This window comes from Actinoplanes sp. NBC_00393 (genome assembly GCF_036053395.1).
In the GTDB taxonomy this organism is placed as follows: domain Bacteria; phylum Actinomycetota; class Actinomycetes; order Mycobacteriales; family Micromonosporaceae; genus Actinoplanes.
In genome coordinates this window covers 3,940,045-3,966,471 of the sequence record NZ_CP107942.1, presented here as the reverse complement: position 1 = coordinate 3,966,471, position 26,427 = coordinate 3,940,045, and the positions used below count along the sequence as shown (strand labels likewise).

Annotated in this window: 27 protein-coding genes; 12 read left to right on the top strand and 15 right to left on the bottom strand. The window is 71.4% G+C overall.

The window, feature by feature from the left end; translation table 11 throughout:
* Positions 1-9 precede the first annotated feature (9 nt).
* The 3 genes from OHA21_RS18735 to OHA21_RS18725 are packed head-to-tail and all read left to right on the top strand — an operon-like array spanning position 10 to position 2,648.
* On the top strand, positions 10-1,152 hold the full coding sequence (locus OHA21_RS18735; RefSeq protein WP_328475346.1) for a sensor histidine kinase: 1,143 nt from the start codon (positions 10-12) through the stop codon (positions 1,150-1,152).
* Positions 1,149-1,754: a response regulator transcription factor gene (locus OHA21_RS18730; protein WP_328475345.1), complete on the top strand. Its 606-nt coding sequence runs from the start codon at positions 1,149-1,151 to the stop codon at positions 1,752-1,754. The genes OHA21_RS18735 and OHA21_RS18730 overlap by 4 nt, the downstream gene beginning before the upstream one ends.
* A gap of 18 nt (positions 1,755-1,772) precedes the next feature.
* On the top strand, positions 1,773-2,648 hold the full coding sequence (locus OHA21_RS18725; protein ID WP_328475344.1) for an ATP-grasp domain-containing protein: 876 nt from the start codon (positions 1,773-1,775) through the stop codon (positions 2,646-2,648).
* A 2-nt stretch (positions 2,649-2,650) separates the two neighbouring features.
* On the opposite strand, the gene OHA21_RS18720 is transcribed toward OHA21_RS18725, so the two are convergent.
* Positions 2,651-3,781 carry a GH12 family glycosyl hydrolase domain-containing protein gene (locus OHA21_RS18720; protein WP_328475343.1) on the bottom strand — a complete coding sequence of 377 codons (1,131 nt, stop codon included), beginning with the start codon at positions 3,779-3,781 and terminating at the stop codon, positions 2,651-2,653.
* A gap of 89 nt (positions 3,782-3,870) precedes the next feature.
* Here OHA21_RS18720 and OHA21_RS18715 point away from each other — a divergent pair, with 89 nt between their 5' ends.
* From OHA21_RS18715 to OHA21_RS18705, 3 genes are all read left to right on the top strand, one after another.
* The gene (locus OHA21_RS18715) at positions 3,871-4,566 is read left to right on the top strand and encodes a metallophosphoesterase (protein ID WP_328475342.1); all 696 of its coding nucleotides are present in this window, start codon (positions 3,871-3,873) and stop codon (positions 4,564-4,566) included.
* Positions 4,567-4,953: 387 nt separating this feature from the next.
* Positions 4,954-5,883: a hypothetical protein gene (locus OHA21_RS18710; protein WP_328475341.1), complete on the top strand. Its 930-nt coding sequence runs from the start codon at positions 4,954-4,956 to the stop codon at positions 5,881-5,883.
* Positions 5,884-5,936: 53 nt separating this feature from the next.
* A complete protein-coding gene (locus OHA21_RS18705) occupies positions 5,937-6,743 on the top strand; it encodes a hypothetical protein (protein ID WP_328475340.1) in 807 nt (268 codons plus the stop codon).
* A 289-nt stretch (positions 6,744-7,032) separates the two neighbouring features.
* Here OHA21_RS18705 and OHA21_RS18700 read toward each other — a convergent pair whose 3' ends face one another.
* Positions 7,033-8,388, bottom strand: a complete 1,356-nt coding sequence (locus OHA21_RS18700) for an MFS transporter (protein WP_328475339.1) — start codon at positions 8,386-8,388, stop codon at positions 7,033-7,035.
* Between the two features lie 13 nt (positions 8,389-8,401).
* A complete protein-coding gene (locus OHA21_RS18695; protein ID WP_328475338.1) occupies positions 8,402-9,043 on the bottom strand; it encodes a TetR/AcrR family transcriptional regulator in 642 nt (213 codons plus the stop codon).
* Between the two features lie 90 nt (positions 9,044-9,133).
* On the opposite strand from OHA21_RS18695, the gene OHA21_RS18690 reads away from it, so the two are divergent.
* Positions 9,134-10,357, top strand: a complete 1,224-nt coding sequence (locus OHA21_RS18690; protein WP_328475337.1) for an FAD-dependent oxidoreductase — start codon at positions 9,134-9,136, stop codon at positions 10,355-10,357.
* A gap of 7 nt (positions 10,358-10,364) precedes the next feature.
* Here the strand turns inward: OHA21_RS18690 and OHA21_RS18685 are convergent, their stop codons facing one another.
* Positions 10,365-11,627 (bottom strand): extracellular solute-binding protein, encoded by a 1,263-nt coding sequence (locus tag OHA21_RS18685; RefSeq protein ID WP_328475336.1) that lies wholly within the window; start codon positions 11,625-11,627, stop codon positions 10,365-10,367.
* On the bottom strand, positions 11,627-13,513 hold the full coding sequence (locus OHA21_RS18680; RefSeq protein ID WP_328475335.1) for a vWA domain-containing protein: 1,887 nt from the start codon (positions 13,511-13,513) through the stop codon (positions 11,627-11,629). Before OHA21_RS18680 ends, OHA21_RS18685 begins: the two co-directional genes overlap by 1 nt.
* A 164-nt stretch (positions 13,514-13,677) precedes the next feature.
* On the opposite strand from OHA21_RS18680, the gene OHA21_RS18675 reads away from it, so the two are divergent.
* Positions 13,678-14,337: a Bax inhibitor-1/YccA family protein gene (locus tag OHA21_RS18675; RefSeq protein WP_328475334.1), complete on the top strand. Its 660-nt coding sequence runs from the start codon at positions 13,678-13,680 to the stop codon at positions 14,335-14,337.
* Here OHA21_RS18675 and OHA21_RS18670 read toward each other — a convergent pair.
* The 3 genes from OHA21_RS18670 to OHA21_RS18660 are packed head-to-tail and all read right to left on the bottom strand — an operon-like array spanning position 14,260 to position 16,270.
* Positions 14,260-15,246, bottom strand: coding sequence for a phosphatase PAP2 family protein (locus OHA21_RS18670; RefSeq protein WP_328475333.1), 987 nt, complete (start codon positions 15,244-15,246; stop codon positions 14,260-14,262). The genes OHA21_RS18675 and OHA21_RS18670 overlap by 78 nt on opposite strands.
* Complete coding sequence (locus tag OHA21_RS18665) at positions 15,243-15,848, bottom strand: NIPSNAP family protein (RefSeq protein WP_328475332.1); 606 nt, start codon at positions 15,846-15,848, stop codon at positions 15,243-15,245. Before OHA21_RS18665 ends, OHA21_RS18670 begins: the two co-directional genes overlap by 4 nt.
* On the bottom strand, positions 15,845-16,270 hold the full coding sequence (locus OHA21_RS18660) for an Rrf2 family transcriptional regulator (RefSeq protein WP_328475331.1): 426 nt from the start codon (positions 16,268-16,270) through the stop codon (positions 15,845-15,847). Before OHA21_RS18660 ends, OHA21_RS18665 begins: the two co-directional genes overlap by 4 nt.
* Before the next feature lie 93 nt (positions 16,271-16,363).
* On the opposite strand from OHA21_RS18660, the gene OHA21_RS18655 reads away from it, so the two are divergent.
* Positions 16,364-17,341 carry an SDR family NAD(P)-dependent oxidoreductase gene (locus tag OHA21_RS18655; RefSeq protein ID WP_328475330.1) on the top strand — a complete coding sequence of 326 codons (978 nt, stop codon included), beginning with the start codon at positions 16,364-16,366 and terminating at the stop codon, positions 17,339-17,341.
* Here OHA21_RS18655 and OHA21_RS18650 read toward each other — a convergent pair.
* The 3 genes from OHA21_RS18650 to OHA21_RS18640 are packed head-to-tail and all read right to left on the bottom strand — an operon-like array spanning position 17,292 to position 19,189.
* On the bottom strand, positions 17,292-17,732 hold the full coding sequence (locus OHA21_RS18650) for a DUF7144 family membrane protein (RefSeq protein ID WP_328475329.1): 441 nt from the start codon (positions 17,730-17,732) through the stop codon (positions 17,292-17,294). The two genes, OHA21_RS18655 and OHA21_RS18650, sit on opposite strands and share 50 nt — an antisense overlap.
* A gap of 17 nt (positions 17,733-17,749) precedes the next feature.
* Positions 17,750-18,286, bottom strand: coding sequence for a hypothetical protein (locus OHA21_RS18645; RefSeq protein ID WP_328475328.1), 537 nt, complete (start codon positions 18,284-18,286; stop codon positions 17,750-17,752).
* 21 nt (positions 18,287-18,307) lie between these two features.
* A complete protein-coding gene (locus tag OHA21_RS18640; RefSeq protein WP_328475327.1) occupies positions 18,308-19,189 on the bottom strand; it encodes an alpha/beta fold hydrolase in 882 nt (293 codons plus the stop codon).
* A gap of 77 nt (positions 19,190-19,266) precedes the next feature.
* Here OHA21_RS18640 and OHA21_RS18635 point away from each other — a divergent pair, with 77 nt between their 5' ends.
* Positions 19,267-19,872, top strand: coding sequence for a TetR/AcrR family transcriptional regulator (locus OHA21_RS18635; protein ID WP_328475326.1), 606 nt, complete (start codon positions 19,267-19,269; stop codon positions 19,870-19,872).
* Here the strand turns inward: OHA21_RS18635 and OHA21_RS18630 are convergent.
* Together OHA21_RS18630 and OHA21_RS18625 are read right to left on the bottom strand one after the other, a co-directional pair.
* Positions 19,869-20,438, bottom strand: a complete 570-nt coding sequence (locus OHA21_RS18630; protein ID WP_328475325.1) for a dihydrofolate reductase family protein — start codon at positions 20,436-20,438, stop codon at positions 19,869-19,871. The genes OHA21_RS18635 and OHA21_RS18630 overlap by 4 nt on opposite strands.
* 33 nt (positions 20,439-20,471) lie before the next feature.
* Positions 20,472-21,590 carry a Kelch repeat-containing protein gene (locus tag OHA21_RS18625; RefSeq protein ID WP_328475324.1) on the bottom strand — a complete coding sequence of 373 codons (1,119 nt, stop codon included), beginning with the start codon at positions 21,588-21,590 and terminating at the stop codon, positions 20,472-20,474.
* Between the two features lie 299 nt (positions 21,591-21,889).
* Between OHA21_RS18625 and OHA21_RS18620 the strand changes: the two genes are divergently transcribed.
* On the top strand, positions 21,890-23,443 hold the full coding sequence (locus OHA21_RS18620) for a serine/threonine-protein kinase (protein WP_328475323.1): 1,554 nt from the start codon (positions 21,890-21,892) through the stop codon (positions 23,441-23,443).
* 7 nt (positions 23,444-23,450) lie between these two features.
* Here the strand turns inward: OHA21_RS18620 and OHA21_RS18615 are convergent, their stop codons facing one another.
* Positions 23,451-24,590, bottom strand: coding sequence for an epoxide hydrolase family protein (locus OHA21_RS18615; RefSeq protein WP_328475322.1), 1,140 nt, complete (start codon positions 24,588-24,590; stop codon positions 23,451-23,453).
* Between the two features lie 63 nt (positions 24,591-24,653).
* Here OHA21_RS18615 and OHA21_RS18610 point away from each other — a divergent pair, with 63 nt between their 5' ends.
* Complete coding sequence (locus OHA21_RS18610) at positions 24,654-25,601, top strand: helix-turn-helix transcriptional regulator (protein WP_328475321.1); 948 nt, start codon at positions 24,654-24,656, stop codon at positions 25,599-25,601.
* Between the two features lie 6 nt (positions 25,602-25,607).
* Here the strand turns inward: OHA21_RS18610 and OHA21_RS18605 are convergent, their stop codons facing one another.
* The gene (locus OHA21_RS18605) at positions 25,608-26,327 is read right to left on the bottom strand and encodes a FadR/GntR family transcriptional regulator (RefSeq protein WP_328475320.1); all 720 of its coding nucleotides are present in this window, start codon (positions 26,325-26,327) and stop codon (positions 25,608-25,610) included.
* Between the last annotated feature and the right edge of the window lie 100 nt (positions 26,328-26,427).

Below are 26,427 nucleotides of genomic sequence, written 5' to 3'. Positions count from 1 at the left end.
GTGTCGACCATGCCCGGTGCACCCGCCGTCCCGACCGCCGCCGACCGTGGTGCGCGCCGCGGGCTGACCCTGCTGGCGGCGCACACCCTGTGGCTGTGGTTCCTCGTGCCGCCGGCCGCGGCGATCGCGCGGGGACAGGTCGCCCGGGCGCCGGTGGCAGCGGTGGGACTGGTCGTCTTCGCCCTGCTCAACCTCGCGCTGGTAGCCGTACCCGTGATGGATCTGACGGTTCGGCCCGCCGTGCACCGCGTCGGGCTCGCCCTGCTCGCGGTGCTGGGGGTCGGGCTGGCCGGCGCGTACGCCGGCGGCCCGCAGGACTGGCTGATCCTGCTGATGTTCGTCTGCTCGGCCGGCGCCGTGGGGCTGGCCCGCGCCGGCTGGGCGTTCGCCTGGGTCGGCGGCAGCGTGGTCGCGGTGCTGGTGATCGGCGCCGCGCACCGGCTGCCCGGCGACGACACGATGACGACGGCATTGATCACGCTGCTGGCCGGCGCGGTGACGGTGGCCTTCGCGCGGGTGGCTCGGCTGGTCGAGGAGCTGCGCCGCACGCAGCAGGAACTGGCCCACAGCATGGTCGAGCGGGAACGGCTGCGCTTCGCCCAGGACCTGCACGACCTGCTCGGCCACACGTTGTCGCTGGTGGTGGTGAAGGCCGAGGTGGTGCGCCGGCTCGTCCCGGCCGATCCCGGCCGGGCCGCGGTGGAGGCGGCCGACATCGAACGGATCGGTCGCACGGCGCTGGCCGAGGTTCGGGAGGCGGTCAACGGCTACCGTGAGCAGGATTTCGGCCGGGAACTGGCCCATGCCCGAGCCATCCTGGCCGACGTCGGCATCGCGGTGACGGTGCGGGAGAGCGGACAGCCGCTCGGCGCCGAGGCCGGCGACGCGTTCCGGTGGGTGCTGCGGGAAGGGGTGACCAATGTGCTGCGGCACAGCGGGGCCGCACGGTGTGACATCGCGGTCGAGGTCGACGCCGCGGGAGCGACGTTGACCGTCCGCGACGACGGCGCCGGTGGCCGGCCGGAGCCGGGGAACGGTCTGCGCGGCCTTGCCGAACGGATGGAGCGGGTGGGCGGCACGCTGCGGTTCGCCTCGGCCCGCGACGGCGGCCTGCTGCTCACCGCCCACGTCCCCGGGCGGGTGACCGGATGATCCGGCTGCTGCTCGCCGAGGACCAGGGCATGATGCGTGGCGCCCTGGCCCTGCTGCTGGGCCTGGAACCCGACATCGAGGTGGTGGCCCAGGCCGCAACCACCGCGGAAGCCGTGGAGCAAGCCCTGACCACGCGGCCGGACGTCGCCCTGCTGGACATCGAGATGCCCGACGGAAGCGGCCTGGACGCAGCGGCGGTGCTGCGTGACCGGCTACCCGGCTGCCGGGTTCTGATCCTGACCACGTTCGGCCGGCCCGGCTACCTGCGGCGGGCGATGGAGGCCGGCGCGGCCGGCTTCCTGGTCAAGGACGGCCCGGTCGAGGACCTCGCGGCCGCTGTCCGGCGGGTGCTGGCCGGGGACCGGGTGATCGACCCCGCCCTCGCCGCCGCGGCCCTCTCGACCGGCCCGAACCCGCTCACCGACCGGGAGCGCGACGTTCTGGCCGCCGCGGTGGACGGCGCGACCGTCGCCGACATCGCCGGCCGCCTGCACCTGTCCGAGAGCACCGTCCGCAACTACCTGTCCGCCGCGATCGGTAAGACCGGCACCCGCAACCGTATCGAGGCCGCCATCAGCGCCCGTGCCAACGGCTGGATCTGAGCGCCGTATCGTCACGTCGTGATCAGAAGGCTGGCATGGGTGACCACGCAGGAGGCTCGCGGCCGGGACGAGGACGAGGAACTCGCCGTGACCGCGTTGCGGGCTGCCGGGGTCACCGTCGATGTCGTCGACTGGGATGACCCGGCGGTGCGGTGGGCCGGCTACGAGCGGGTGGTGCTGCGCTCGACCTGGGACTATCCGCAGCGTCTGGGGGCGTTCCTGGCCTGGCTGGAGGCCGTCGGCCAGGTCACGGACCTGCGCAATCCGTTGGCGATGGTGCGCTGGAACCTGGACAAGCATTATCTCGCGGATCTGGAGCGGTCCGGCGTACCGATCACTCCGACGTTGTTCCTGGAACCGGGCGACTCCCCGGCCTTTCCTGCGGGCGAGTTCGTGGTGAAGCCGGCGATCGGCGCGGGCAGCCGGGACGCCGCCTCCTACGGCCCGGACCAGCACGATTCGGCGGCCGGCCACGTGCGGCGCCTGCATGCCGCCGGGGCGAGCGTGCTCGTGCAGCCGCTGCTGGCGTCGGTGGCGGTGGACGGCGAGTGGCCGCTGGTGTTCTTCGGCGGCCGCTACAGCCATGCCGCCAGCAAGCGGGTGGCGCTGCCGCGCGCCGGGGTGATCGACGACCTGTTCGCCGAGGAGACCAACGCTCCGCATGTCGCCGAGGCCGAACAGATCGCGGTGGCCCAGCATGCCGTGGACGTCGTGGCGCAGCGTTTCGGCGTCCCGCTCTACGCCCGCGTCGATCTGGTCCGCGACGACCGGGGCGAACCGTGCGTCCTGGAGGTGGAGCTGGTCGAGCCGTCGCTGTTCCTGCCGCAGGCGCCCGGGGCCGTGGCGGCGCTGGTCGCCGCCCTGCAGGGGACGCAGGGCGGCGACCAGGCTTGAGGTCAGGCCCGGGTGCAGGCCGTGCCGTTGAGGGTGAAGGTGGACGGTGCGGCGAAGCTGCCGCTGTAGGTGCCCTGGAATCCGAAGGTGGCGCTGCTGCCCGCGGCGATGCTGCCGTTGTAGCCGACGTTGCGGGCCGAGATCGCGCCGGAGCTGCCGGTCAGCGTGGCGCCCCACGAGTTGGTGACCGACTGGCCGGACGGCAGCGTGAACCCGAGGGTCCACCCGTTGATCGCTGCGCTGCCGGTGTTGGCGACGGTGACGTTGGCGGTGAAGCCGGAGTTCCACACGTTCGTCGCGTAGGTGACCCGGCAGGAGCTGTTGCCGGGCGGGTTGGACGGCGGCGGGCTGGACGGCGGCGGGCTGGTGGTGCCACCGCCGTTGACGGATGCGCTGAAGCTGTTCACCGCGAGCCCGGCGCCACCGATCCACGGTTCGAAGCCGGCCTGGATGCTGGTCAGGTACCAGGAATCGGTGATCGCGCCGCGGCTCTTCACGTCGTTGATGAAGTCCAGGACGCTGAAGCTCCAGCTGGTGATCGGGGACGGCGCGACGTAGGAGATCACCGCGTTCGAGCCGTTGCTGCCGCGCCAGACCTGCCAGGTCCGGCCGCCGATGGTGGCGGTGCCGACCTGCGAGCCGATCGGCTGGATCGAACCCTGCCGGTTGAACCAGATCATGATCTCCTGCGCGTTGACGCCGTCGGTGCGCGGCGTCGGGTCGAGCCAGATGTCGAAGGAGGCGTTGTAGGTGGCGCCGGAGACGTACGTGTAGCTGACGTTGCTGGTCGCGCTGGAGATGGACCCGACGCGTATCGGCAGGTTGGTGCCGGGGGAGCAGCGGGTGTAGTGGCAGCCGAAGTAGACCGCCGGGTAGGACACCGGAGCGCCGCTGGTGTTGCCGACGCTCTGCTGGCTGGTGATGGTGAAACCGGTGTTGGTGACGTTGATGCACTGCTCGGCGGTGCCACCCCAGCGGTTGTTCATCACCACGTAGCGGCCGCCGATCGTGGTGGCGCCGTACTGCTCGCAGATCAGGGTGTCGGCTTGCGCCGGTGGGGCCACCACGAACGCGGTCACGGCAGCGACGGCGAACACGGTGGCGGCGATGAGGGAACGGAAGGCTTTTCTCATGGACAGCTCCTGGGGACGTGGGAGCGCTCCCAGGCGACGTTACAACACATCGACAGTCATGAAAAGAAGGGTTGCGTACGGTAGACGCCGTGACCCTGCATCTGCTGCACCTCAGCGACATCCACTTCGCCGCGGGCGGGATCGCAGTCAACGGCCGCGACCCGGCCGCCCGGCTCACCACCGTGCTGAACGCGGTCTCTGACAGGGCCGTCGACGCCCTGGTGCTCACCGGTGACCTGACCGACGACGGCACCCACGCCGCCGCCGCCGACCTGGTCGCGATGCTCGCCCCGCTCGGCCTGCCGACACTGGCGGTGCCCGGCAACCACGACGACCCGCAGGTGATCCGCGATCTCTTCGGCCCCGACGTCCTCGAACTCGGACCGTGGCGGATCATCGGCATGGACTCGTCGCGGCCCGGCCAGATCCACGGCAGTGTCGACGTCGGTACCGAAATGGCCCGGATCGACCGCTACGACGAGCGCCCCACCCTGCTGACCCTGCACCATCCGCCGGTGTCCCCGTCGACCCACGAGTGGTTCCAGCTGGACGGCGCCGCCGAGCTGACCGCAGCCGTCGCGCGGCGGCCCCACCTGCGCGCACTGCTGACCGGCCACCTGCACGACCCGTTCGAGGCCGGCGCGGTGATCGGCGCCCCGTCGACGCTGATCGCCTTCCAGCACGACGGCGACCGGATCGTCATCGGCGGCACCGGCCGCACCGGCGCCCGCCTCTGCGCTCTGCACGAGGACGGCACGGTGGCCTCCCGCTTCGTCCAGGCGTAACCAGGCGCTCCCCGTCCCCTTCACTTTTCTGCCGGAAGGGCGACGCTCGAACCGGCGACTGCGGAAGGGGCGATCTCCTCGGTTGGGTGTAATGGCCTTCCGGCATAAGCCCTCGGACGGGTGACCGGGATTTCCCCGGTCTTCGCCGATGAAGTCCGCGAAGGTTTGATGACCAGCAGGGACAAGGCGAAATGGTCGGCCGGAACAGTCGGCGGGCGCGCCCACATGGGCGCAGTGCAGCATTTCCGACTTATGCGCCTGGTTCGCACTCTTCGTAGACTTCATACTGATGTGTAGTTCTGAGGGTGTTTCGCGAAACGTCGGAGGAGCCGGAGGGCTTGGCGATGCTGGAGAAGCTCGCGGGTCGCAGCGTCAGGCCACGGCCCGATGACCGATGGGCATGCCGGCAAGCGCCGGCGGTCCGCCCTGCGCCGATTCGTGATCCTCATCGGTCCGTCGTTCGCGGCCGTCGGCGGGCTGGCCGCCACGGTCATCCAGATCGCCACCCTGGACCGGTTCACGCCGGCGGGCATGGTGGCTCTTGGTTTCGTGGTGGCGGTGAGTCTGCTTCCGGTCGGCTACCAGCTCGCTCTGAACGGGAGCGACGGTGGGCCCGCCGTGGTCGCCGCTGAGCTGGACCGCACCAAGAACGCTCTGGACAGCACCTTCGCCGGATACCGGCCTTACCACGACGACCGCACGATTGTGTTCAATATCGGCGAACGTCCGGACGACGACACCATCGAGGAATATCACGTCACGCGGGCCGCTCCCGGTTCGATCGTGCACTGGTTCCACCTCGAAGCGCTCAACCGCGAGGCGAGCCATAAGCTGACCTGGGCGGACATCAAATTGGTGCTGAACCGGCAGCCGGAGCCGCCGGGTGAACCGCAGGCAGCCGTCGAGATCAGGCTGCCGGGCAACCCGCCCCGGGCGCTGGTCCTTTTCGCGCCCCCACGGGACCGGGTCCAATGGTCGGCCAGCTACCGCTCACCCGGTTACTGGGACCTGTTGCGGCGAGGGGGACTCCAGGAGTTCGAATGGATACCGCCGGCGATCGGTCTCGAGGAGGAGTCCAAGCGGCGCAGCCCCGTGCGGTCACTCACCTTCGTCTTCCGGGTGCCGGCGTCGCTGGGCTGGCTGTCCGACCCGCAGACTCAGATGCTGCCGTCCGGCGTCACCTTCGAACGTGACGACGCCGGTCAGCACCGGTACACCGTCCAGGATGTCGCCGGCCTGCCGGGTGTGGCGGGCCGGGCCGCGGTCAATCCGATCAGCTGGTCGTTGAAGCTCATCAAGCGGGAGGGTGCGACGTGATGGCGAACCCTGGTGTGCCGAGGGATGCGGGTCGCCGGCTGTCGAGGGTGGGGATGATCGCGTCGTGGGTGGTGCCCATCGTGGTCACCATGCTCAACGTCCTGCTGGTGGTCGGAGTCAGTGCCGGTCCCCGGGCAGCCCTGCTCGTCCTGTGCCTGATGCTGGTGGGTGCCGGGGTCTTCCTCGCGCGGCGGCTCCGGGCTCATCCGTCGCGTCCCGTCGCCGAACCCGCCAACCAGGACGGGCCTTTCACCGAGGACCTGGACCTGACGCTCTGGGTCGGTGGAACGGCCGAGGGTGACCGCGTCCTCGAGCGCCGTTCGACCCGATCCGCCCGCGTCGTCGAGCAGCGGGCGCTGACGCTGATCTCCCCGTTCGCCGGTTCCGACGCGGAGAAGATCTCGATCACCCCGCGGGTGCAGGCGCTGAACGCCGGCGCCGAAGCGAGCTGGATGCCCCTCGACGACACCGGGCGCGGCGTCGTTCATTTCATGCCCGTGGCCGAACACGACGAGCTGCAGTGGGAGATCTCCTATACCGTCAACGGACTCTGGGACCCTTTGAGAACCATCGGCCTCGATACGTTTCGCTACGATGTCCGGGCCTTTTCGATAGGGGAATTCACCATTCGGTTCATATTCGATGCCAAGGCGGCGGCAGTTTCCCTCCAGGAGCGTAATCGTCGCGGCACGGTCGGTGAAGCCGAAATGGATTCGGATGGTAACTGGCTGATCCTGTGGCGTGCCGACAAGCCGGCGACCGCGGCCCGGTACGAGTTCGGATTGCGAGTGGATTGGGGAGGTGACGCCCATTCGGCTGGTTCCGCCTCATCGAGTCGTCCGAACCGGAATGAGTGTTAGTCCCGCAATCCCTCCATTGCTGCGCTAGGCTTCCCGGTGGCAAAGGGCCGGTGGCGGTCCATAATTCGGGCGATCGACGCGAAAGGCCTCACGGGGCGATTGCGGGCCGAGGTCACCCTCTGCGGTGTGGGGGCAAAGATGACGACTACGTCGAAGCACTATGGGGAGCGCGGCGGCGAAGGCTCCGCCGGCTGATCGTGCACCTGCTCGGCGAGTGTCGGAAGACTTGATCGGCGGCGAGGTCATCCTCGCCGCCGATGTGCTGTCAGGGGTCAGCGTCCCGCGCGAGTCAGACGCGGTGGGTGGACGCACCGGTCGCGTCAGGGTGCTCGGCGTGCAGGTCGAGGCGTGAGGTCTCCGGGGCGAACCAGAGGGCGACCAGCGTGATCAGCAGGGCCACCAGGACGTACGCGGAGACCGCGAACGCCGTGCCGGTGGCCCGGACCAGCTGGATCGAGATGATCGGGGCCAGGGCGCCGCCGAGGATGCCGGCGATCTGGTAGCCCATCGACGCGCCGGAGTAGCGCAGGCGGGTGCTGAACAGTTCGACGATGAAGGCGGCCTGCGGCCCGTACATCGCGGCGTGGGTGGCCAGGGCGATCACCGTGGCCAGCACGATCACCGCCCGGTTGCCGGTGTCCAGCAGCGGGAAGAACGCGAACGCCCAGATCGCGGCACTGGCCGCGCCGATGGCGTACACCGGCCGGCGCCCGACCCGGTCGGACAGCGCGCCGAATGCCGGTATCAGGGCGAGCTGGAACGCCGAGCCGATCAGGACGGCGGCCAGGCCGACGCTGCGCGGCAGGCCCAGGGTCCCGGTGATGTAGGTCAGGATGTACAGCGAGAAGGTGTAGAACGCGACGTCGGTGCCGATCCGGGCGGCCATCGCGACCAGCAGTCCCCGCGGGTGCCGGCGCAGCACCTCCACGAGCGGCAGTTTCGCCTTCGCCCCGGACTGCTCGACCTCGGCGAACAGCGGTGACTCGGTGATCGTCAGCCGGATCCACAGGCCGACCACGACGAGGACGCCGGAGAGCAGGAACGGGATCCGCCAGCCCCACGACAGGAACGCCGACTCCGACAGCATCGCGTTCAGGATCCACAGCACGCCGGCGGCGAGCAGGTTCCCGGCGGGCACGCCGACCTGCGGCCAGCTGGCGTTGAGGCCGCGCCGGTGGCTGTCGCCGTGCTCGACCGACATGATCACCGCGCCGCCCCACTCACCGCCCAGCCCCAGGCCCTGCAGGAACCGCAGGAGCACCAGCAGGATCGGCGCGGCCACCCCGATCGCGGCATAGGTCGGCACCAGCCCGATCGCGAATGTCGCGGCGCCCATCAGCAGCAGCGTGACGACCAGGACGTTGCGCCGGCCCACCCGGTCACCGAAGTGCCCGAAGATCACTCCGCCCAGAGGGCGGGCCACGAACCCGACGGCGTACGTGGTGAAGGCCAGCAACGTCCCGGTGAGCGACTCGAACTGCGGGAAGAACAGCTTGCCGAAGACCAGCGCCGCGGCCGACCCGTAGAGGAAGAAGTCGTACCACTCCAGGGACGTGCCGATCAGGCTGGCGACGATGACCCGGCGTGCCGAGGACGGGGTGGACATGGTGACCGGATACCCGCGGGACCGCGCCGATACGCCCATCGGCTGATGTCGATCAAAGCAGGTAGCGGCTCACCATGGCCGTGAGGGTCCGCCGGAAGTCATCCTCGCTGTCCGCGGGGGTGGCGAAGGCGGGGCCGTAGGCGTTGCGCAGCACCAGCGAGGAGAAGACGGCGTTGAACGCGGCCCGGACCGCGGCCCGCGGATCGGGCTCACCGGCGCCCGCCCCCACGCTGAGCAGTCGCGCGGTGAACCGGTCGCCGAGCTCCTGGGTGTAGCGCACGCCGCGGCGGTAGACCTCGGGGTGCGCTCCGGAGATCAGCACGATGGCGCGCAGGAAGGCGGTGTGCCGGGCGAACATGCCGGCCACCTCGGCGACGGCGACGGCGACGACCCGGTCGGCGGTCAGCCCCTGCCATCGCTCGCCGTCGTCGAACACCGCGTGCTCGGCCAGCACCCGGGCCATGCCGTGCTCGTAGACGGCCAGGAACAGGGCGTCCTTGTTGTCGACCCGGGCGTAGAGCGCACGCGGCGGCACCTGGGCGCGCTCGCACACGGCGGCGATGGTGAACGCCTCGTAGCCGCCCTCCTCGACCAGGGCGACCCCGGCATCGAGGACCCGCTGCCACGCCTCGCGGCTGCGTTGCTGCAGCGGAGGCCGGACCTCCAGCGAGCCGGGATCGGGGGAAGCGGTCATGGTCGTCATCCTCGCGGATTCGGGGGTTGTGGCAAAAGCGTAGTGAACGCTACGTTCTGCTGCACGAGAAGCACGTCGAGGGAGACTTCCATGAGCAGCACTGCACGCCCCGGCCGCGTCGCGGTCATCGGAGCGGGACCGGCCGGCATGGCCACCGCGCTCTCCGTCCACCAGGCCGGACACGAGGCCCTGCTCCTGGAGCGCTACCCGCAGGCCCGCCCGGCCGGCAACATCCTCAACCTGTGGCCGCCGCCCATCAAGGCACTCGGCCTGCTCGGCGTCGACATCGAGGACCTGGGCGCGCCCTGCTACTCGGAGTTCCGGACCGCCGCGGGACGGACCCGGGTCCGGGTCAACCTGCCCGACGAGGTCGTGACCGATTACGGCGGCGGGTTCATCGGGCTGCTACGCCCCGATCTGTACGCGCGACTGCTCGCCGCCCTCCCGCCGGGCGTCCTGCAGGTCAACCGGGCGGTGGACAGCTTCGAGCAGGACGAGAGCGGCGTACGGCTGCATCTGTCCGACGGCGACACGATCGAGGTGGACGTGCTGGTCGGCGCCGACGGCATCGACTCTCTGGTGCGCCGGACCCTGTGGGGCGAGGCGCCGAAACGCGAGCACAACCTGCACATCTTCGGCGGCTACACCTTCGACGAGAGCGTGAGCGCCGACCGCGGCCTGTGCATCGTCTCGCACAGCCGCACCGTGCAGGGCAGCTGGACCTCGATCCGCGCCAAGGGCCGCGACGGTTTCCAGTGGTGGGTGCTGGGCGCCCACGACGCCGGCCGCGAGTTCACCGGCGACCTGCACGCCACCGCCACCACGATGGGCGCCGGGTTCGCCGCCCCGCTGCCGCAGCTGATCGCCGCCACCGACCCGGCCCACGTCCAGCGGTGGGTGCTGCGCGACCGCAAACCGCTCGCCCAGTGGTCGAAGGGCCGGGTCACGCTGGTCGGCGACGCCGCGCACCCCACCTCGCCGTACGCCGCGTACGGCGCCGGCATGGCCACCGAGGACGGCTACTTCCTCGGCCGCCGGCTCGCCGGTGTGGATCTGTCCGACCAGGCCGCTGTGCGCGCCGCCCTGGGCGCGTTCGAGGCGCCGCGCAAGCCGCACACCGCCCGTCAGGTCCAGCAGGCGTACCTGCTCGGCCAGGTCTTCCACCACGCCCCGGCGCCGCTGCGCCCGGTCCGCGACCTGATCCTGGACCACACGCCGTTCCTGCAGAAGGTGGTCGGTGACTCGTCGCCCGGCGAGATCGTCGCCCAGCTCGCCGCCATCGACGAGGCCGAGGCCCGCTTCCGGCGGCGGTGACCGGAACTCAGTTGATCCGGCCGTGCAGCGCGTCGGTCAGCCGGGCCACCGCGTCACCGGGCAGTTCGCCGCCGTTGTTCAGCGCCTGCGTCACGATCTCCTGGAAAGTGCTGCTGAACAGCGCGTAGTGCGTCGTCTCCGGGCGTGGCCGGGCGTTCTCCAGGGCCTGTTTCAGCGTCGGGGCGAACGGGCGCTTCGCCAGCACCTGCGGATCGTCGTAGACGGCGGTCCGGGTGGCCGCCAGACCGCCGTCACGGAACAGGCGCTGTTCGCTCTCCTCGCTGGTCAGGAACTCGATCAGCTCCTGGGCGGCCTGCGGATCGCGGGTGCTGCTTGCCACGGCCAGGTTCTGCCCGCCGAGCACGCTCGGCCCGGGCAGCGGCCCGACGTCGAAATCGGACATCGGCTTGTCGCCCGCGCGCAGTTGCCCGTACGCCACCGGCCAATTGCGCATCAGCGCGGCCTTGCCGCTCTGGAAGGCCGCGCGGCTGGTGTCCTCGCGGAAGTTGACCGACTCCGGGTGGACGGCCGGCGGGATGTCGCCGACCGGCTGCAATGCCGCCGCCAGTTTGCGCAGCCCAGCCCGCGCCTCGTCGCTGTCGATCACGACCAGGTCCTTCTCGGCGTCGTACACGTCGCCGCCCTCGGCCCAGATGGCCTCCAGCGCGCTCACGGTCAGACCCTCGTAGCGGGCGAGCGGCGTGACGAGCCCGGCCTCGACGCCCGGCACCGCATCGGCCAGCACCTGCACGTCGTTGCGGTCCGGCAGCAACGTCTCCGGCAGGGCCTCCGGCTGCACACCCTTGCGGTAGTAGAGCAGCCCGGCGTCGGTGTTGAACGGCAGCGCCCACAACTTGTCGTCGAACCGGCAGGTGGCGAGCGGGGCGGCGAGAAAACCGCCGGTGTCGGTCTTCTCGTTGAGCGGCAGGATGAAGCCGGCCGAGGCGAACTGGGCGGTCCACGTGACGTCCAGGTTGTAGACGTCGACGTTCGGCACGTCGGACTGGGCCCGCGCCCGCATCTCGCTGAGCTGCGCGTCAGCGCTGCGCGACAGGCTCACCAGGGTGACCGGGGTGTCCTCGTGCTCCTCGTTCCACTGCTCGATCAGCTTCTGCCGCTGCCCGCCGGTGCTCTCGTCCTCGCCGGACAGCAGGACCAGCCCGGCCGGCGCCGGCTCCGGCTCCGGTTCATTCACCAGATCGAGCACGGCCATGCCGGCGGCCATCAGCAGAACGCCCAAAACGAACCACGCCAGCGATCCCGTTTTCATCAACGCCCGCTCCACAGGGTCTCGAAAAGCCTGGCCATGGTCTCCGGCACCTGTCCCTGCCCGGCCACGACGCACTCGCCGCGACCGGCGGCGGCCAGCAGATACAGTCCCGGTCCGGCCGTGCCGGTGCGGTCCTCGCACCGGGCCTCACCGGTGGCGATCACGTACAGCCGCACGTCGGACCCGGCGGCCCGGCGACCGACCTCGCCGAGCACCGTCTGCCGCACGCGCGCGCTGCTGCCGGTGTCCTCGCCGTCGGTCAGCACGACCAGCGCCCGGATCCGCTCGTCGTCGGCATCCGCGGACAGCTCCCGCATGCCCGCCAGAATCGTCGCGTACAGCGGCGTCCCACCGGCCGGCTTGACGGCCCGCAGCCTGTCGACCACCGCCTTGCGGTGCTGCGGCGAACCCGTCGCGACCCCGACCAGCTCGTACGAGCGGCGGCCGCGGGGCACCGGGAACGACCACAGGCCGAACTCGTCGCGGGCGCCGAGCTGCCCGAGCGCCGCGCCGACGCCCTGGGCGGCGACGGTGAACCGGGCGCCCTCGGCCATCGACCCCGAGCTGTCCACCGCCAGCAGCACCCGGCCAGGCCGCTTGGCGTTCTCGTAGCGGTCCAGCGTCGCCCCCAGATCGGCCGGCAGGCACGCGTTGACGTCCAGTTCGGAGCAGGCCTCCAGCGGATCGTCCAGGCCTGCCGCCGCGCGGTGCGGCTCGGCGTTCTCGCTGCGCAGCCAGTCGCGGAAGTGTTCGGCCGCCTCCCGGTGCCGGGCGCTGGTCCAGCTGAACTGCACGAACGGGTGATCGAGCGCCGGACCGGACTTGAACACCGCCGGCTCCGGCAGGTTCGGCGCGGCCGGGCCCGGGGCCGGGCAACCGGCGCCGAGCGCCCGGCCCTCCACGAAACGCTGCCAGGTCCGCAGACTGACCAGTACGGCAGCCGGCGCCTTGCGCTCACGCCGGTAGGAACACAGCAGGCTGACCTCATCGGTGCCGGCGGTCGTGGAATCGAACACGATCCGGGCGCGCCGGCGGGCCACCTCCGGCTGCACCATCACGCCCTGCGCGTCGTGCAGGTAGACGGCGGCGGCGAGCAGCCCGGCCGCCGAAGCCTCGGGATCGGCGGCCGACAGCGACAGCCCGGGCGCGGGCCGCTCCAGCAGCGACGACACCAGCTCCGGCAGCGACGTGGCGTCGACGTCGGACACGGCGCTGCCGGCCAGCACGATCGGCGACGAACCGATCGACGTCACCGGCAGCAGCAGGGACTGCAGCGAACCCTTCGCGACGATGTCGCGGACCCGGCGTACGTCCAGCATCGAATCGGGCAGCCAGAGGTCCGGCAGCGGGCCCAGCTGATCGAGCGGGCGTTCCGTGCCCGCGGCGGTCCAGCCGCGGGCCAGGGCGCCGCTCACCGCCGAGGTTGCGGCGGCATAGACGTACGGATACACCGCCGGGCATCCGTCGTTGTCGCGGGCGGTGGCCCTCGCGTACTCCTGGGCCAGCTCACGCGTGGCCTGCAGACCCTCCGGCGAGGTGAGGATGCGCAGCCCGAACGCCTGCGGGCAGTCGTCGTCACCGGACCAGGCGACCGCCGCCACCGTCGCGGCGACGAGCACCACGAGCGCCAGCGCACCGGCCGCACCCGCCTTGGCCCACCCGGGCATCGAGGTGATCTTCTCGAACAGCCAGGCGAGGGAATCGGGGAACTTCAGCGTCCCGAGCGTCACCGCGGCGATCACCATCGCGCCGCCCAGCACCGACCAGGGATTCTGCGCCCACTCCACGACGAACTGGGCGGCGCCCACGATCAGCACGGCGATCAGACCGACCACGATGTTGTGCCGCCGGCTGCTGCCCCCGGGCCGGCCCGTGTCGTCTGGCACTCGGAATCCGCCTTTCACCGCGCCGCCCAGTCTAGGCGGAACAGGCAAGGTGATCTATTCGTACTGCCACAAAACCGGGCCGGGTCACCCCTGGCGGATGGTGTCTGTCCGATTGCGTACGCGCAGAGTGGAGCGGACCCCGCAACCAGACAAGGGAGCTTGCGATGGGTGAGGCGTACGCGTACCCGCCGGCCGGGATTGCCGTCCGCGACCACAGCCGTACCCTGTTCGCGCAGACGATGGGCTACGTCGCGGTGACCACCGGACTGTTCGCCATGGGCGCGTACCTCGGCCGCAACCTGCCCGTCGGCGTGGCCTTCCTGGCCTACCTCGCCTCGTTCGCCGCCCTGATCGCCATGCAGTTCACCGTGCGCCGCTCGCGGCAGACAACCGTCGCGCTGCTGCTCGGCTTCGGGCTGCTGATGGGCGTGGCGGTCGCGCCGACGCTGGTCTACTACGCCAGCACCGACCCGCAGGCACTCTGGCAGGCAGGGGGAGCGACGGCTCTGTTCGTGGCCGCCTTCGGCGCCGCGGGGTACGCCACCCGCCGCGACCTGTCAGCCCTGGCCCGGATCTGTTTCTGGGCGCTGGTCGCCCTGCTCGTCTTCGGCATCGTGCTGATCTTCGTCAACATCCCGTACGGCTCGCTGATCTACTCCGTACTCGGCTTGGTGATCTTCGCAGGCTTCATCATGTTCGATTTCCAGCGGCTGCGGCGCTCCAAGGACATCGACGCCGCCCCGCTGCTAGCGGCGTCGATCTTCCTCGACATCCTCAACGTCTTCCTGTTCTTCCTGCGCATCTTCCGCGGCGGCAGCCGCTGACGTCGACCGGTCCGGCCGCTGCGGTGCCGCGCCGTCAGCGTGGGTGACGACCTCGATACGGTGCCAGCTCCACCACAGGGCGAGGGCGGTCGCGCCGGACCCGGCCGCTGCGAGCGACTGAAGCGCCAGATACACGTTGTACTCGATCACCGGGTCGGCGCCGAGCACGTCGTCCGACGCGACCAGCAGGAGCACGCCGAGCGCAGCCGAGACGACGGTCCCGATCGCGAGTGGCGCCGCTACGAGCACGATCCGCGCGCGGTGGCCCCCGGTGGTGACCGTGCGTACCAGCCCGCGCCGGTGCAGCCACAGTGACGCGAGCGACGCCACGATGAGAGTCACCGCCGCTGAGCCGAGCGTGTCGCTGAGCCGGTGCCACTTGGACTGCAGCGTGTAACCGGCGATCGCGACTGCCGAGCTCGCCACGAAGAACAGCGCGACTCCGCGTACGCGCCACGTCGCGAGCATGAGCGTGGCGGCGAGCACCGTGAGCGCGATCGCCGTGTGCCCGCTCGGGAAGCTGTTGCCGGTGTACGCCTCGGACGCCTCCACCAGAGCCGGCCGCGGAAGGATGAACGTCTTGAGGCCCTGCGTCACGACCTGACCGGCGACGACCGTTCCCACCGCGGCCACGGCGAGCGGCACGGATCGCCGCAGCAGACCCACCACCGCGATCACCGTGCATGCCACCGCGAGGGAGGCGACCGTGATGTGCGCCAGCGCTTCGTCCGACTCGGCGAGATTCCAGTCGGCGACCTGGTCGGCGCCTCGTAGCGCGGCGTTCTCCAGCGCCTGTCCGGTCGCCGTGAGAACAAATCCGGCATACGCCCCTACCAGCCCGGTCACGCCGACCGCGACAAGGATCCACCACCGGCGCCGCGGGTCCCGTCCCGGCACTGTGCCTGTCATCGGAAGGTGGACCGGGCGGTCGGGGTCAGTCGCAACCGCTCGGTCTTCACGACGCCGAAGTGGTCGGGTGGTGTCACCTCGCCGGGGGAACGGGTGAACCAGGCGAACGCGTGCTCGCCCTCGCGCACCGGCAGGGCCGGGAAGTTGTTCTCGGCGTACTCGCTCGACAGCACGGCGACGGCGCCGGTGTCCTGGCCGGTGAACCACTGCGCGAACGCGTCGTCGAAGGGCCGGTCGCGATACCAGATCGTGGCCCGGATGATCGACTCCGCAGGCCGGCCGTCGCGCGGATGCGCCGGCGGCGGCACGATCGCCTGTAGCAGCAGCACGTCGTCGGAGTCGATCATCGTGGCGTTCGCCGCGTCGCGGTGCTGCTTCCACACCGGGCCGCCGTAGAACTCGCGCAGCCCGCGGCCGCGGGCGGCCATGTCGGGGAAGCCGCGCAGCCAGACGAACACGTCGGGCCGGTCCAGGTCGCGGAACTGGCCGAGCACGGCCATGCCGAGGGCCTCCTGGGACTCGACGAACTGCGCGTCGAACAGCTCGATCAGCTCGTCGCGGCGGCCGGGGTGCAGTGTGTACTGCCGAAGCTCGACGATCACGTCGGGATCCTCTCGAGGATGTCGGCGATCGTGCGGTGGGCCAGGGCCTGGCCGAACGCGGTGGTCGCCTCGTCGTACATCTCGCTGAGCACGGGCCGGATGCCGCGGCCCACCGGGCACTGCTGGTTGGGTTCGGAGTGGTGCAGGGCGAGCAGTGGCTCGGCCTCGACGGCTGCCCACACGTCGTAGAGGGTGATCTCCTCGGCGGGGCGGGCCAGCGCGAATCCGGCCCCGGTGCCGCGCCGCGCGGTGACCAGGCCGGCGCGCCGCAGGTCGCCGAGGCTGCGCCGCAGGATCACCGGGTTCGTGTTGACGCTCGCGGCCACCTCGTCGGAGGTGAGCCAGGGGCGGCCGCGCCGGCGGGCGAGCTCCAGCCACGCGAGCGCGTGCGCCGCGATCGTCACTCTGCTGTTCGAAGCCATCGTAACAATTTCTATTACAACCAGCGGTCCGGGCGCAACCAACGGTCCGGCGCAACCTGCTTAGGGCAGCTCGCGGCGGGTACAGCGGGGGGCGTGCGCGCGAACTCGGTAGTCGTGATCACCGGTGCCTCCAGCGGCGTCGGGCGGGCCGCTGCGCTCGCCTTCGCCCGCGACGGCGCCCGCCTGGTGCTGGCCGCCCGCTCCCGGCCCGGGCTGGAGATGGTCGCCGCGCTGTGCCGGGCGGCCGGCGCCGAGGTGCGGGTGGTCGTCGCCGACATCACCCGGCCGGAGACGGTCGAGCAGGTGGCGGTGACTGCCACCAGCGCGTTCGGCCGCCTCGACGTGTGGGTGCACACGGCGGCCGTGATGGCGTACGGCCGGTTCGAGGACGTGCCCGCCGAGGTTTTCGAGCAGGTGGTGACCACCGATCTGCTGGGCGCCGCCACCGTGGCCCGGGTCGCGCTGACACGGTTCCGGGAACAGGACAGCGGCGTGCTGATCTTCTGCGGTTCGCTGCTCGGCACCGTGGTCACCCCGTACACGAGTTCTTACGTCACCAGCAAGTGGGGGCTGCGCGCCCTGGTCCGGTCGCTGCGACAGGAGACCCGCGACGCCGCCGACATCCACGTCTGCCTGGTCTCACCGGGCGCGGTGAACACCCCGATCTACCGCAACGCGGCGAACTACGCGGGCCGTTACGGGCAGCCTCCGCCGCCGGTCGACTCGCCGGCCAAGGTGGCGCGCGCCATCGTGCGCTGCGCCCGGCGGCCGCGGGCCACCGTGCCGGTCGGCGCCGCGAACCGGCTGATCAGCTTCGGTTTCGTGGCAACCCCGGCCCTGTACGACGCGCTGGTCGGCCCGTTGATGCGGGCCGGCGGCCTGTCCCGGGAGGCGGTCGCGCCGCACCCCGGCAACGTCTTCACACCGGCGCCGCAGGCGGCACTGCACGGCGAGTACCGCCGGTCCTGGCTGCGGCCGCTCGCGACGGGCGCGGTGCTGACCGGTGCGCTGCTGATCGGGGTCAGGGCCGGCTACGAACGTCTCGCCCGTGAACGGCCAGCGCGTAGATGATGATGACGTTCATGGTGATCAGGATGGTGCACCAGAACGGCGCCGCGGCCAGGAAGGAGAAGTGCACCAGGGCAGCGCCGGCGGTGATGATGATGCCGACGACCCGTGCCCACGTCTGCCCGAGCAGGACGCCGACGCCGGTGCCGACGGTGAGCAGGCCGAGGATCAGATGCGTCCAGCCCCAGGCCGTGTAGTTCACCTCGATCATCAGGCGGTCCAGCGCGATCGGGTGCGCCTGCTGGCGGTAGAGGGCGACCACACCCTCCATCACCTGGAACGAGCCCAGCGCCAGCATCATGATCCCGGCGAAGACCACGACTCCGATCCAGGTCGTGGCGGCCGGCGCTGTTCCGGCGCCGGTGGGACGCTCACTCGCGTAACTGCTCTGCATCCTCGATCCCTTCCCGGCTAGGTCGCCTCGGCCGCCTTGACGTCCTGCGCGATCGCGGTGGCGTCGGCCTTGATCTCGCGGGCGGCCACGTTCTGCGCGCTCTGCCGCATCACGCGTTCCACCTGCGGGCCCATCTCGGCGGCCGCGACCACCACCAGGCCCGCCTCGCCGGAGTCCAGCAGCTCGCCGAGCTCCTGAAGATCGTCGCGGCTCATCCCGGCGGCGGCGTGTCCCGCCACCGCGCCGATCACCGCGCCACCGGCCGTCGTGGCGGCCAGCAGCCCGCCGCCGAGCGCTGCGAACGGGAAGATCACCGCGGACAGCCCGACGGCCAGCCCGATCCCGCCGCCCAGCAACCCGCCGGCGCGCGTGGGCGTCTCGTGCTTCCTGATCACCTTCGTCTTGCCGTCCGCGTGTCGCTCCAGCACGGCGGCGTCGTACGCGTCGATCAGCCCGGCGTCGCGGTGCAGCGATTTCACCAGTTCGTAGTCCTGCTGGGCCGCGGCCACGCTGGGGTACGCGCCGACGTAGGCCATGAATGTGTCGACTGCCATCTCCGGCCCCTCCCTGTCCTCCTACGACGGTGCCGTGCCGGCCGGCCCACCGCATCCTCCGCGGCGGGTGAGCCTGGTGTCCTCGACGAAGTTGCGGATCAACGCGGCGGTGCGGTCCGGCTGGTCGATCATCAGCCAGGTGCGGGAGTCCGCGACGAGTTCGACCTGTGCGGCGTTCAGGAGCCGGCCGAGCCGCCCGGCGTGGGCGGGCGGGAACAGTTTGTCGTCGGCCGCCCACACGATCAGCGACGGATGCGGGAAGTCGGCCAGCTTGTCGGCGAGGCGGGTCAACAGGCGCCGGTCGCCGAGTGAGGCGACGAAGCGGCGGGTGTCGCGGCGGACGTCCGGCGAACGGTAGTAGGCCGCGATCCAGTCGTCGATCAGATCATGGGGGAGCGGGTTGCGGGTCAGCCAGCCGTACCCCGTCGGCAGCGCCCGCAGCGGGCGCACGCGCAGGGCCGACAGCAGCGCCGGAAGCAGCCCGAGCCGGGCGGCCACCGGCAGGGTCCGGAATACCGCAGGCGGCACGTTGTCGAACGCCTCGCAGCTGGTCAGCACCAGCCGGCCCAGGCGGTCGGGCCGGTGGGCGGCGAGGACCTGGGCGATCACACCGCCGGTGTCGTTGCCGACGATGGTCACGTCCCGTAGGTCGAGGTGGTCGAGCAGATCGGCCACAGTGCCGGCGACACCGGAGGCGCTCAGGTCGGCGCCGGGGCGCATCGCGACCCGGTGCGCGCCGAGCGGCAGATCGGGTGTGATGCAGCGCAGGTGGCCGGCGAGCCGGTCGGCGACCGGGTTCCACAGCCGCCCGTCCTGCAGGAGTCCGTGCAGCAGGACCACTGGACGGCCGTGTCCGGTGTCGCGGTAGTGGATGGTGCCCGCGGGCAGTGCGGCGTGCGGCATACGATGCCCTCCTCACATGCGTACAGCCTGTACGCACAATTGCATACAGCCTGTATGCATTCAAGGGTGGGATGTCGATGGAGCCCAGGACGACCAAGCACGCCCAGCGGTCCGCCGCGACCCGGGAGCGGTTGATCACCGCCGCCCGGACGTTGTTCGAGCAGCGCGGATACGCCGATGTCGGCACCGAGGAGATCGTCCACACGGCGGGTGTCACCCGGGGCGCCCTCTACCATCAGTTCCGTGACAAGGCCGAGTTGTTCGGCGCGGTCGTGGAACTCGTCGAGACGGAGATCGTCGCCCAGGTGACCTCGGCCCTGGCCGAACCCGCGGCCGACCCGGTCGCCGGACTGCTGCGGGGCGCCCGGGTCTTCCTCACCGCGTACGCCGACCCGCGCATCGACCAGGTCGTGCTCCGCGACGCCCCGGCGGTCCTCGGCGCCGCCGGCTGGCAGCAGCTCAACGAACAGTACGGCCTGGGACTCGTGCAGAGCGCCGTGCAGAACCTGATCGACGCCGGCGTGCTGACTCCGCAACCGGCCGCACCCCTGGCCCAGCTGCTGCTCGGCGCCCTCAACGAGGCGGCCCGCTACGTGGCCGCCTCCGGCGACGCGGGCGCGGCCACCGACGAATGCGTCCACGTGCTCGGCCAGTTGCTCGACGGGATCAGGGCACGCGCCTAGTGGCGGGCCGGCGCCGGCCGGTAGCGCACGTTGACCTCCTCGAGCGGGTCCCCGGCGCCGACCCGGTGCAGGGCGACCGGCTTGCCGCCCGGGTTGTCGAACAGGCGGATGCCGTCGCCGAGCAGCACCGGTGAGATGTGGATGTCGATCTCGTCGATCAGGCCCAGGGCGAGCAGTTGCCGGCCGATCGTCGGCGAGAACACCTCCAGGTTCTTGCCACCTGCCGCGTCCAGCCCGATCCGGACGGCCTCGGCCACGTCGCAGCTGAGGAACGTGATGCCCGGCGTCGGCGGCGCGTCCTGCGGGTGGTGGGTGAGGATGAAGATCGGTCCCTGCCAGTCGTCGCCGTACGGGCGGGCGCCCGGCATCGCGTCGAACCCGTTGCGCCCGGCCAGCACCGCGCCGGTGGTGGTGGTGTACTCGGCGATCAGGCCGGGCCGCGTCGGCGTGCCGACCAGCCAGTCCATCGCGTGGTGCGGCCCGGCGACGAATCCGTCCAGCGACATGCTGAAGTGCCAGAGAACCTTGCCGTCGGCGGTCTGCGGTTGCGTGTCATGTGCGCTCATGCATATTGAGACGGCGCTGGGCGGCAGGACTCATCACGGGCGGATGACCACGGCGGTCGCCGTGAGGTAGGTGCGATCGTCGTAGCCGCCGGTGATGAGGACCCGGCCGTCCGGGAGCGCGGCCGCCGCGGGGAACTGGCGCTCCGGCCCCGGAACGGTTCCCAGCGCGCGCAGCGCGCCGTCGGCGTAGGTCTCGGCGCCGTACCCGCCCGCGATGACGACCCGGCCGTCGGCCAGGGTGACCACCGCGTCGGAGATCTTGTATCGCGGCTCCGACATGGTCGGGCCCGGCCGGAACGTACCCGAGCGGGGATCGAAGAGTTCGGTGCGGGACAGCCGGGCCTGCCGGTCGTCGGCGGTCTGGCCGCCCACGACCAGGGCGCCGCCGTCCGGCAGTGCGGCGACGGCCAGTTTGTACTTCGGCGCGTCGAGCCGGCCGGCCGCGCGCCAGGAGCCGGCTGCCGGGTCGTACACCGCTGCGGTGTCGACCAGCCGGTCGCGCGCGGACCGGCCGCCCGCGACGAGCACCTGACCGTTCGCGAGCAGCGTCGCGCCGTGCATCGACCGTCGGCCGGGCAGCTCCGCGGCGGCGCTGAACCGGCCGGTCGCCGGGTCGTAGATCTCGGCGCCGGCGAGAGTGTCCATGCCGTTCGTGCCGCCGGCGATGAGCACCCTCCCGTCCTGCAGGCGGGTGGCGGTGTGCTCCGCGCGGCGCTGCGACATCGCGCCGGCCGGCTCGAACCGGCCGGCCGCCGGGTCGTACACCTCGGCGCCGGCGAGTGGTGGCTGCCGCTCGCCGGAGAACCCGCCGGCCACGAGGACACGGCCGTCGGCCAGGGCGGTCGCGGTGTGCCCGGCCCGCGGCACCGACAGCGGGGCGCCGGGAGTGAACCGGCCCGTCACCGGGTCGAACAGCTCGCTGTCGGCGCCGGCAGCGCCGTCGCAGTGGTCCACCACGCAACCACCGACGATCAGTACGCGACCGCCGGGCAACGGCGTCGCGGTGTGTGATGCCCGCGGCACCGCCATCGTCAGCCCGGAGGCCGGTGGTGGCGGCGGATCACCGGCCGCGCAGCCGGCGGCGAGCGTCACGGCGGCCAGGATCAGCCACACCGCTGACGAGCGGTGTGCATCCCGCAGCCGACCGGACAACGGACTTCCTCCCCGTCACCCACATTAGACCCGGACGGCTTTCCCCCGGTGGGGCTAGCCCGATCGGATGGGCCTGCACGATCCCGGCTGCGGAGTCGATCAGGAATCGTCGATCGAACATGGGGCGCGAGCTGCACCTTTCCACCCTCATCGTCCGAATGGCGGTGAACCAGATGGTCCCGATGGAGGCGAATATGGCGATCCGTCCGGATGTGGCCGATCCGTCAAGCGCCGATACTTCCGGTAGCCATCACGGTTCGCTCGGTGACTCCACCGGCTGGCGGAAAGGAAGTCCGGAAATGGCCGGTGAAGAGCCGCTCGGATGCGGTTACCTGTTGCACGAGGAGATCGGCCGGGGCGCGTGGGCGGTGATGCGGCGCGCCACCAACCGGTGGGGCGGGCCACCGCTCGCGGCCAAACTGCTGCATGCCCGGTACGCCGGTGACCGCCGTGTCCGCGACGTGATCCTGCAGGAGGAGGCCGTCCTGCGCGGGCTGCGCCACGAGTCCGTCGTGGCCCTGCACGACCTGGTGGTCGAGGGCGGGCAGATCGCGTTCCTGACGGAGTATGTGGACGGGGTGAACCTGCGGCAGCACCTGGCGGCCCGCGGTGGCCGGCTCAGCACCGGCGAGGCCGGGGCGATCGGGCTTCAGGTGGCGTCCGCGCTGGCGGCCGCGCACGCGCAGGGCATCCTCCACCTGGACCTCAAGCCGGAGAACGTGCTGGTGACCGGCGCGCTTGCCGTCAAGGTCAGTGACTTCGGCGTGTCGGCGCTGTGTTCGGTCGCCGGGGCGCCGGGCTACGTCGCCCCTGAAGTGCTCGGCGGCGGTACGGCGACGGCCGCCGCCGACGTGTACGCCCTCGGCGTGCTGCTCGCCGAGATGATCACGGGTTTGCCTCCGGCTGAGGCTGTGCGGGCCGACCTGCCGTTGCTGGCCCGCAACTGTCTGGCAGCGGAGCCACGCGACCGCCCGGCGGCGCGGAATGTCGCCGCTCACCTGCGTGCGGCGACCGCCGGCACGGACACCGGCGGCACCCGGACGTCGCCGACCAGGCCGCTGCAGACCGCGCCCATCCCGGCCACCCGGTTCGACGATGCGGAACCCACCTGGCGGGCAACCGTGCCGGTGCCGCCCGTCGCCCGCCCGCGAGACGCCGCGCCGGAACCCGCCGCGGCGCCGCCCCACCGGATCCGGGTCAGCCTCAAGGTCACGGTCGGCTTCACCGTCGGGGTCTCGGTCGCCCTCGGTCTGGCGGTGAACCAGGCGACGGACGGCTCCGCGGACGGCTCGATGCCCGCGGTCAGCGCACCGGCGTCGGCAGCCGCCCCGATGGCTTCGATCAGGGTGGCCACGGTGGCGGCGACCGCAGCCGAGAGGACCCGGGCGACGTACGCCGCACGACTGCCCGGCGGCGCCGGAACCCTCTTCCTGGCCCTGCGTGACGGCGTGGCCATCGCCTACCTGTGTGACGGGAACCGGGTCGAGGCCTGGTTCCGCGGCACCGTGGCCGGTGGCGCGTACCACCTGACCGGCAAACAGGGGACCCTCGACGGCGTCTTCACCTCCGCGAAGGCGACCGGCCGGATCACCCTCGGTGACCGCGACATCGTTTTCGCCGTCCCCGCCGTTCGCAAACCGTCCGCACTCTTCCGGGCCGCGGCGGACGTACGCGGCGCCCGGGTGAAGGGCGGTTGGATCGTCCTGCCCGACGGCACCCAGGTCGGCGTTCTCACCGTCGGTGACGAACCACGGCCCGCGCCATCACTGGACACCGTGGGCCGCACCGCGACCCTCGACGGAGCGGCCGTCGCGGCCACCGCGATCGACACCGAGGACGGCTCCGGCTTCTGACCGCGGTTCAGCGCAGGTCGCGGAAGAAGTCGCGGACGTCGGCGACGAGCAGGTCCGGCTCCTCCAGCGCTGCGAAGTGCCCGCCGTGGTCGACGTCCGTCCAGCGGACGATGGTGTTCTGGGTCTCGGCGTACCGGCGGATCCCGATGTCCTGGGCGAAGACGATGACCCCGGTGGGCACGCCGGAGTTCTCGTCGACCGCGCCCCAGTTCGACTGGCCGTATCCCACGTACGCCGCGCTGCCCGCCGTGGCGGTGAACCAGTAGATGCTGGCGTTGGTGAGCAGCCAGTCCCGGCTGATGATCTCCTCGGGCAGCGTCGGCCGCGGATGCGTCCACTCCCGGAACTTGTCCATGATCCAGGCCAGCTGCCCGGCCGGCGAGTCGGTCAGCCCGTATGCGAGGGTCTGCGGCCGGGTCGACTGGATGGCGATGTAGCCGAACTGCTCCTGCATGAACTCCTGGATCCGGGCGATCCGGTCGCGCTCCACCTCGCTGAGCGACGCCAGCTCTTCATCAGAGAGCTCCATCGGCGGCATCGGGCCGGGATCGCCGTTGACGTGTACGCCGACCACGTTCTTCGGCGCAGTCCGGGCCACCCGCGGGCTGACCGCCGCGCCGATGTCGCCACCCTGCACGCCGTACCTCTCGTAGCCGAGCCGGCGCATCAGTTCCGCCCAGGCGCGGGCGATCCGGTCGGTGTCCCAGCCGCCGTCGGCGGTCGGCCCGGAGAAGCCGAAGCCGGGCAGTGACGGGATGACCAGGTGAAAGGCGTCGGCCGGGTCGTCCGGCTCGGTCAGCGGCCCGATCAGGTCGAGGAACTCGGCGACCGAGCCCGGCCAGCCGTGGGTCAGCACGAGCGGCAGCGCGTCCGGGTGCGGGGAGCGCACGTGCAGGAAGTGGATGCGCTGCCCGTCGATGGCGGTGGTGAACTGCGGGAACGAGTTGAGCCGCCGCTCCGCCGCCCGCCAGTCGAATTCGGTGCGCCAGTACTCGGCGAGCTTGCGCAGCCAACCGGTCGGCACCCCGGTCGTCCAGTCGTCGCCGGGCAGCGGCTCCGGCCAGCGGGTGGCTTGCAGGCGGCGGCGCAGGTCGTCCAGGCGCTCGTCGGCGATGTCGATCCGGAAGGGTGTGATCTGTTCGCTCATACCGACAACGCTACGGACCGCCTAGGACAGCTTCGGTCCTAGCTCTGTGCGAATATCGGCGGCATGGCAGAAACCTCGGCGCGGCTGCTGCGACTGCTCGCCCTGTTGCAGACCCCGCGCGAGTGGAGCGGCACCGAACTCGCCCGCAACCTCGACGTCGACGTGCGTACCGTGCGGCGCGACATCCAGAAACTGCGTGACCTGGGTTATCCGGTGCACGCCACAGCGGGCGCTGCCGGATACCGGCTCGGCGCCGGCACGCGGCTGCCGCCGCTGCTGCTCGACGACGAGGAGGCGGTGGCCGTCGCGGTGGGCCTGCGGACCGCCGCGAGCGGCTCGATCACCGGCATCGAGGAGATCTCGCTGCGGGCGCTGGCCAAGCTGGAGCAGGTGCTGCCGTCGCGGGTACGCCAACGCGTCGACCTGCTGCGCTCGGTGACCGTCGCCGTCCCCGGCGGCATCACTGTGGATCCGGACGTGCTCACCGCCGTCGCCGCCGCCTGTCGCGACCAGCACCGCCTGCGGTTCGACTACACCCGGCAGGATGCGGTGTCCACGCTGCGGGTCGCGGAGCCGTACCGGCTGGTGCACACCGGGCGCCGCTGGTATCTGGTCGGCTGGGACGTCGACCGGCAGGACTGGCGCACCTACCGGGTGGACCGGATGCGCCCGCGGGTGCCGACCGGCCCCCGGTTCAGCCCGCGCCCGCTGCCCGACGAGGACCTCGCGGCCTATGTGACCCGGGGTGTCTCCACCGCCCCCTACCGGTGCCGGGCGCGGATCACCCTGCACGTGCCGCCCGCCGAGGCCGCCGAGCGCATCCCACCGACGATCGGCGCTCTGGAAGCCGTCGATGAGACGAGCTGCGTCCTGCACACCGGCTCGAACTCGCTGGACGAACTGGCTCTGTACGTCGGGCGGTTCGGATTCCGCTTCCGCGTCCACGAGCCGCCGGAACTGATCGCCCACCTGCGCGAGCTGGCCGGCCGCCTGGCCGCGGCGGCCGAGTGAACGGGCTCAGCTCAGGCGGCGGCGTATCCCGCTGAAGTGCTCGTTGAGGGCGGCGACCGACTCGTCGATGTCGCCGGCGCAGACCGCGTCGTAGACCCGGCGGTGGCGGGCGGCGATCTCGACCGGGGTCTCGTCGGCCTCGTCGAGTTCGGTGTGCAGGGCGTGGTAGACGTCCCAGAACGCCGCCAGCAGCTGCGTGACGAGCGGGTTGCCGAGTGGCTCGTACAGAAGCTCGTGGAACCGCTTGTCGGTCTCCGGGGTCACGCTGCCGGCGCGGGCCTCGGCCTCCATCTGCTCCATCACCTCGGCCAGCTCGGCGGCGGCCGGAGTGCCGGCCTCCCGGCCACGGATGACCTGCTGGATCAGCCCGGACTCGAGGACCTCGCGGATCTGCACCAGGTGGCGCAGGTCGTTGCGGCCGGCCTGCAGCGACATCCGGCCGTGGAAGGTGAGCTCGTCGACGAGCGAGACCAGCGACATCGTGCCGACGTACATCCCGAAGCCGTGGCGGATCTCCACGATGCCGACGGCCTGCAGCGCCTTGAGCGCCTCACGCAGCGAGTTGCGGCTGACGTTGATCTCGTCGAGCAACTCGAGCTCGGTGGGCATCGGGTCCCCGGCGGTCAGGCCACGTTCGAGGATGAGCTGCTTGATCTGCTGTTGCACCTCATCGGTACGGCTGGGCCGGCGCGTGGCGCCGGCGGCCGGCGCGACTCGCCGCCTCATCGGGGTTCCCGCATCTGAAAAGTCCCTCGTGGGTGCCGGATGTGCCTGTTGTGCCTCCGGCCGCGAGCCGGGTTGCTGATCCTGACTTCTTGACCTGGTG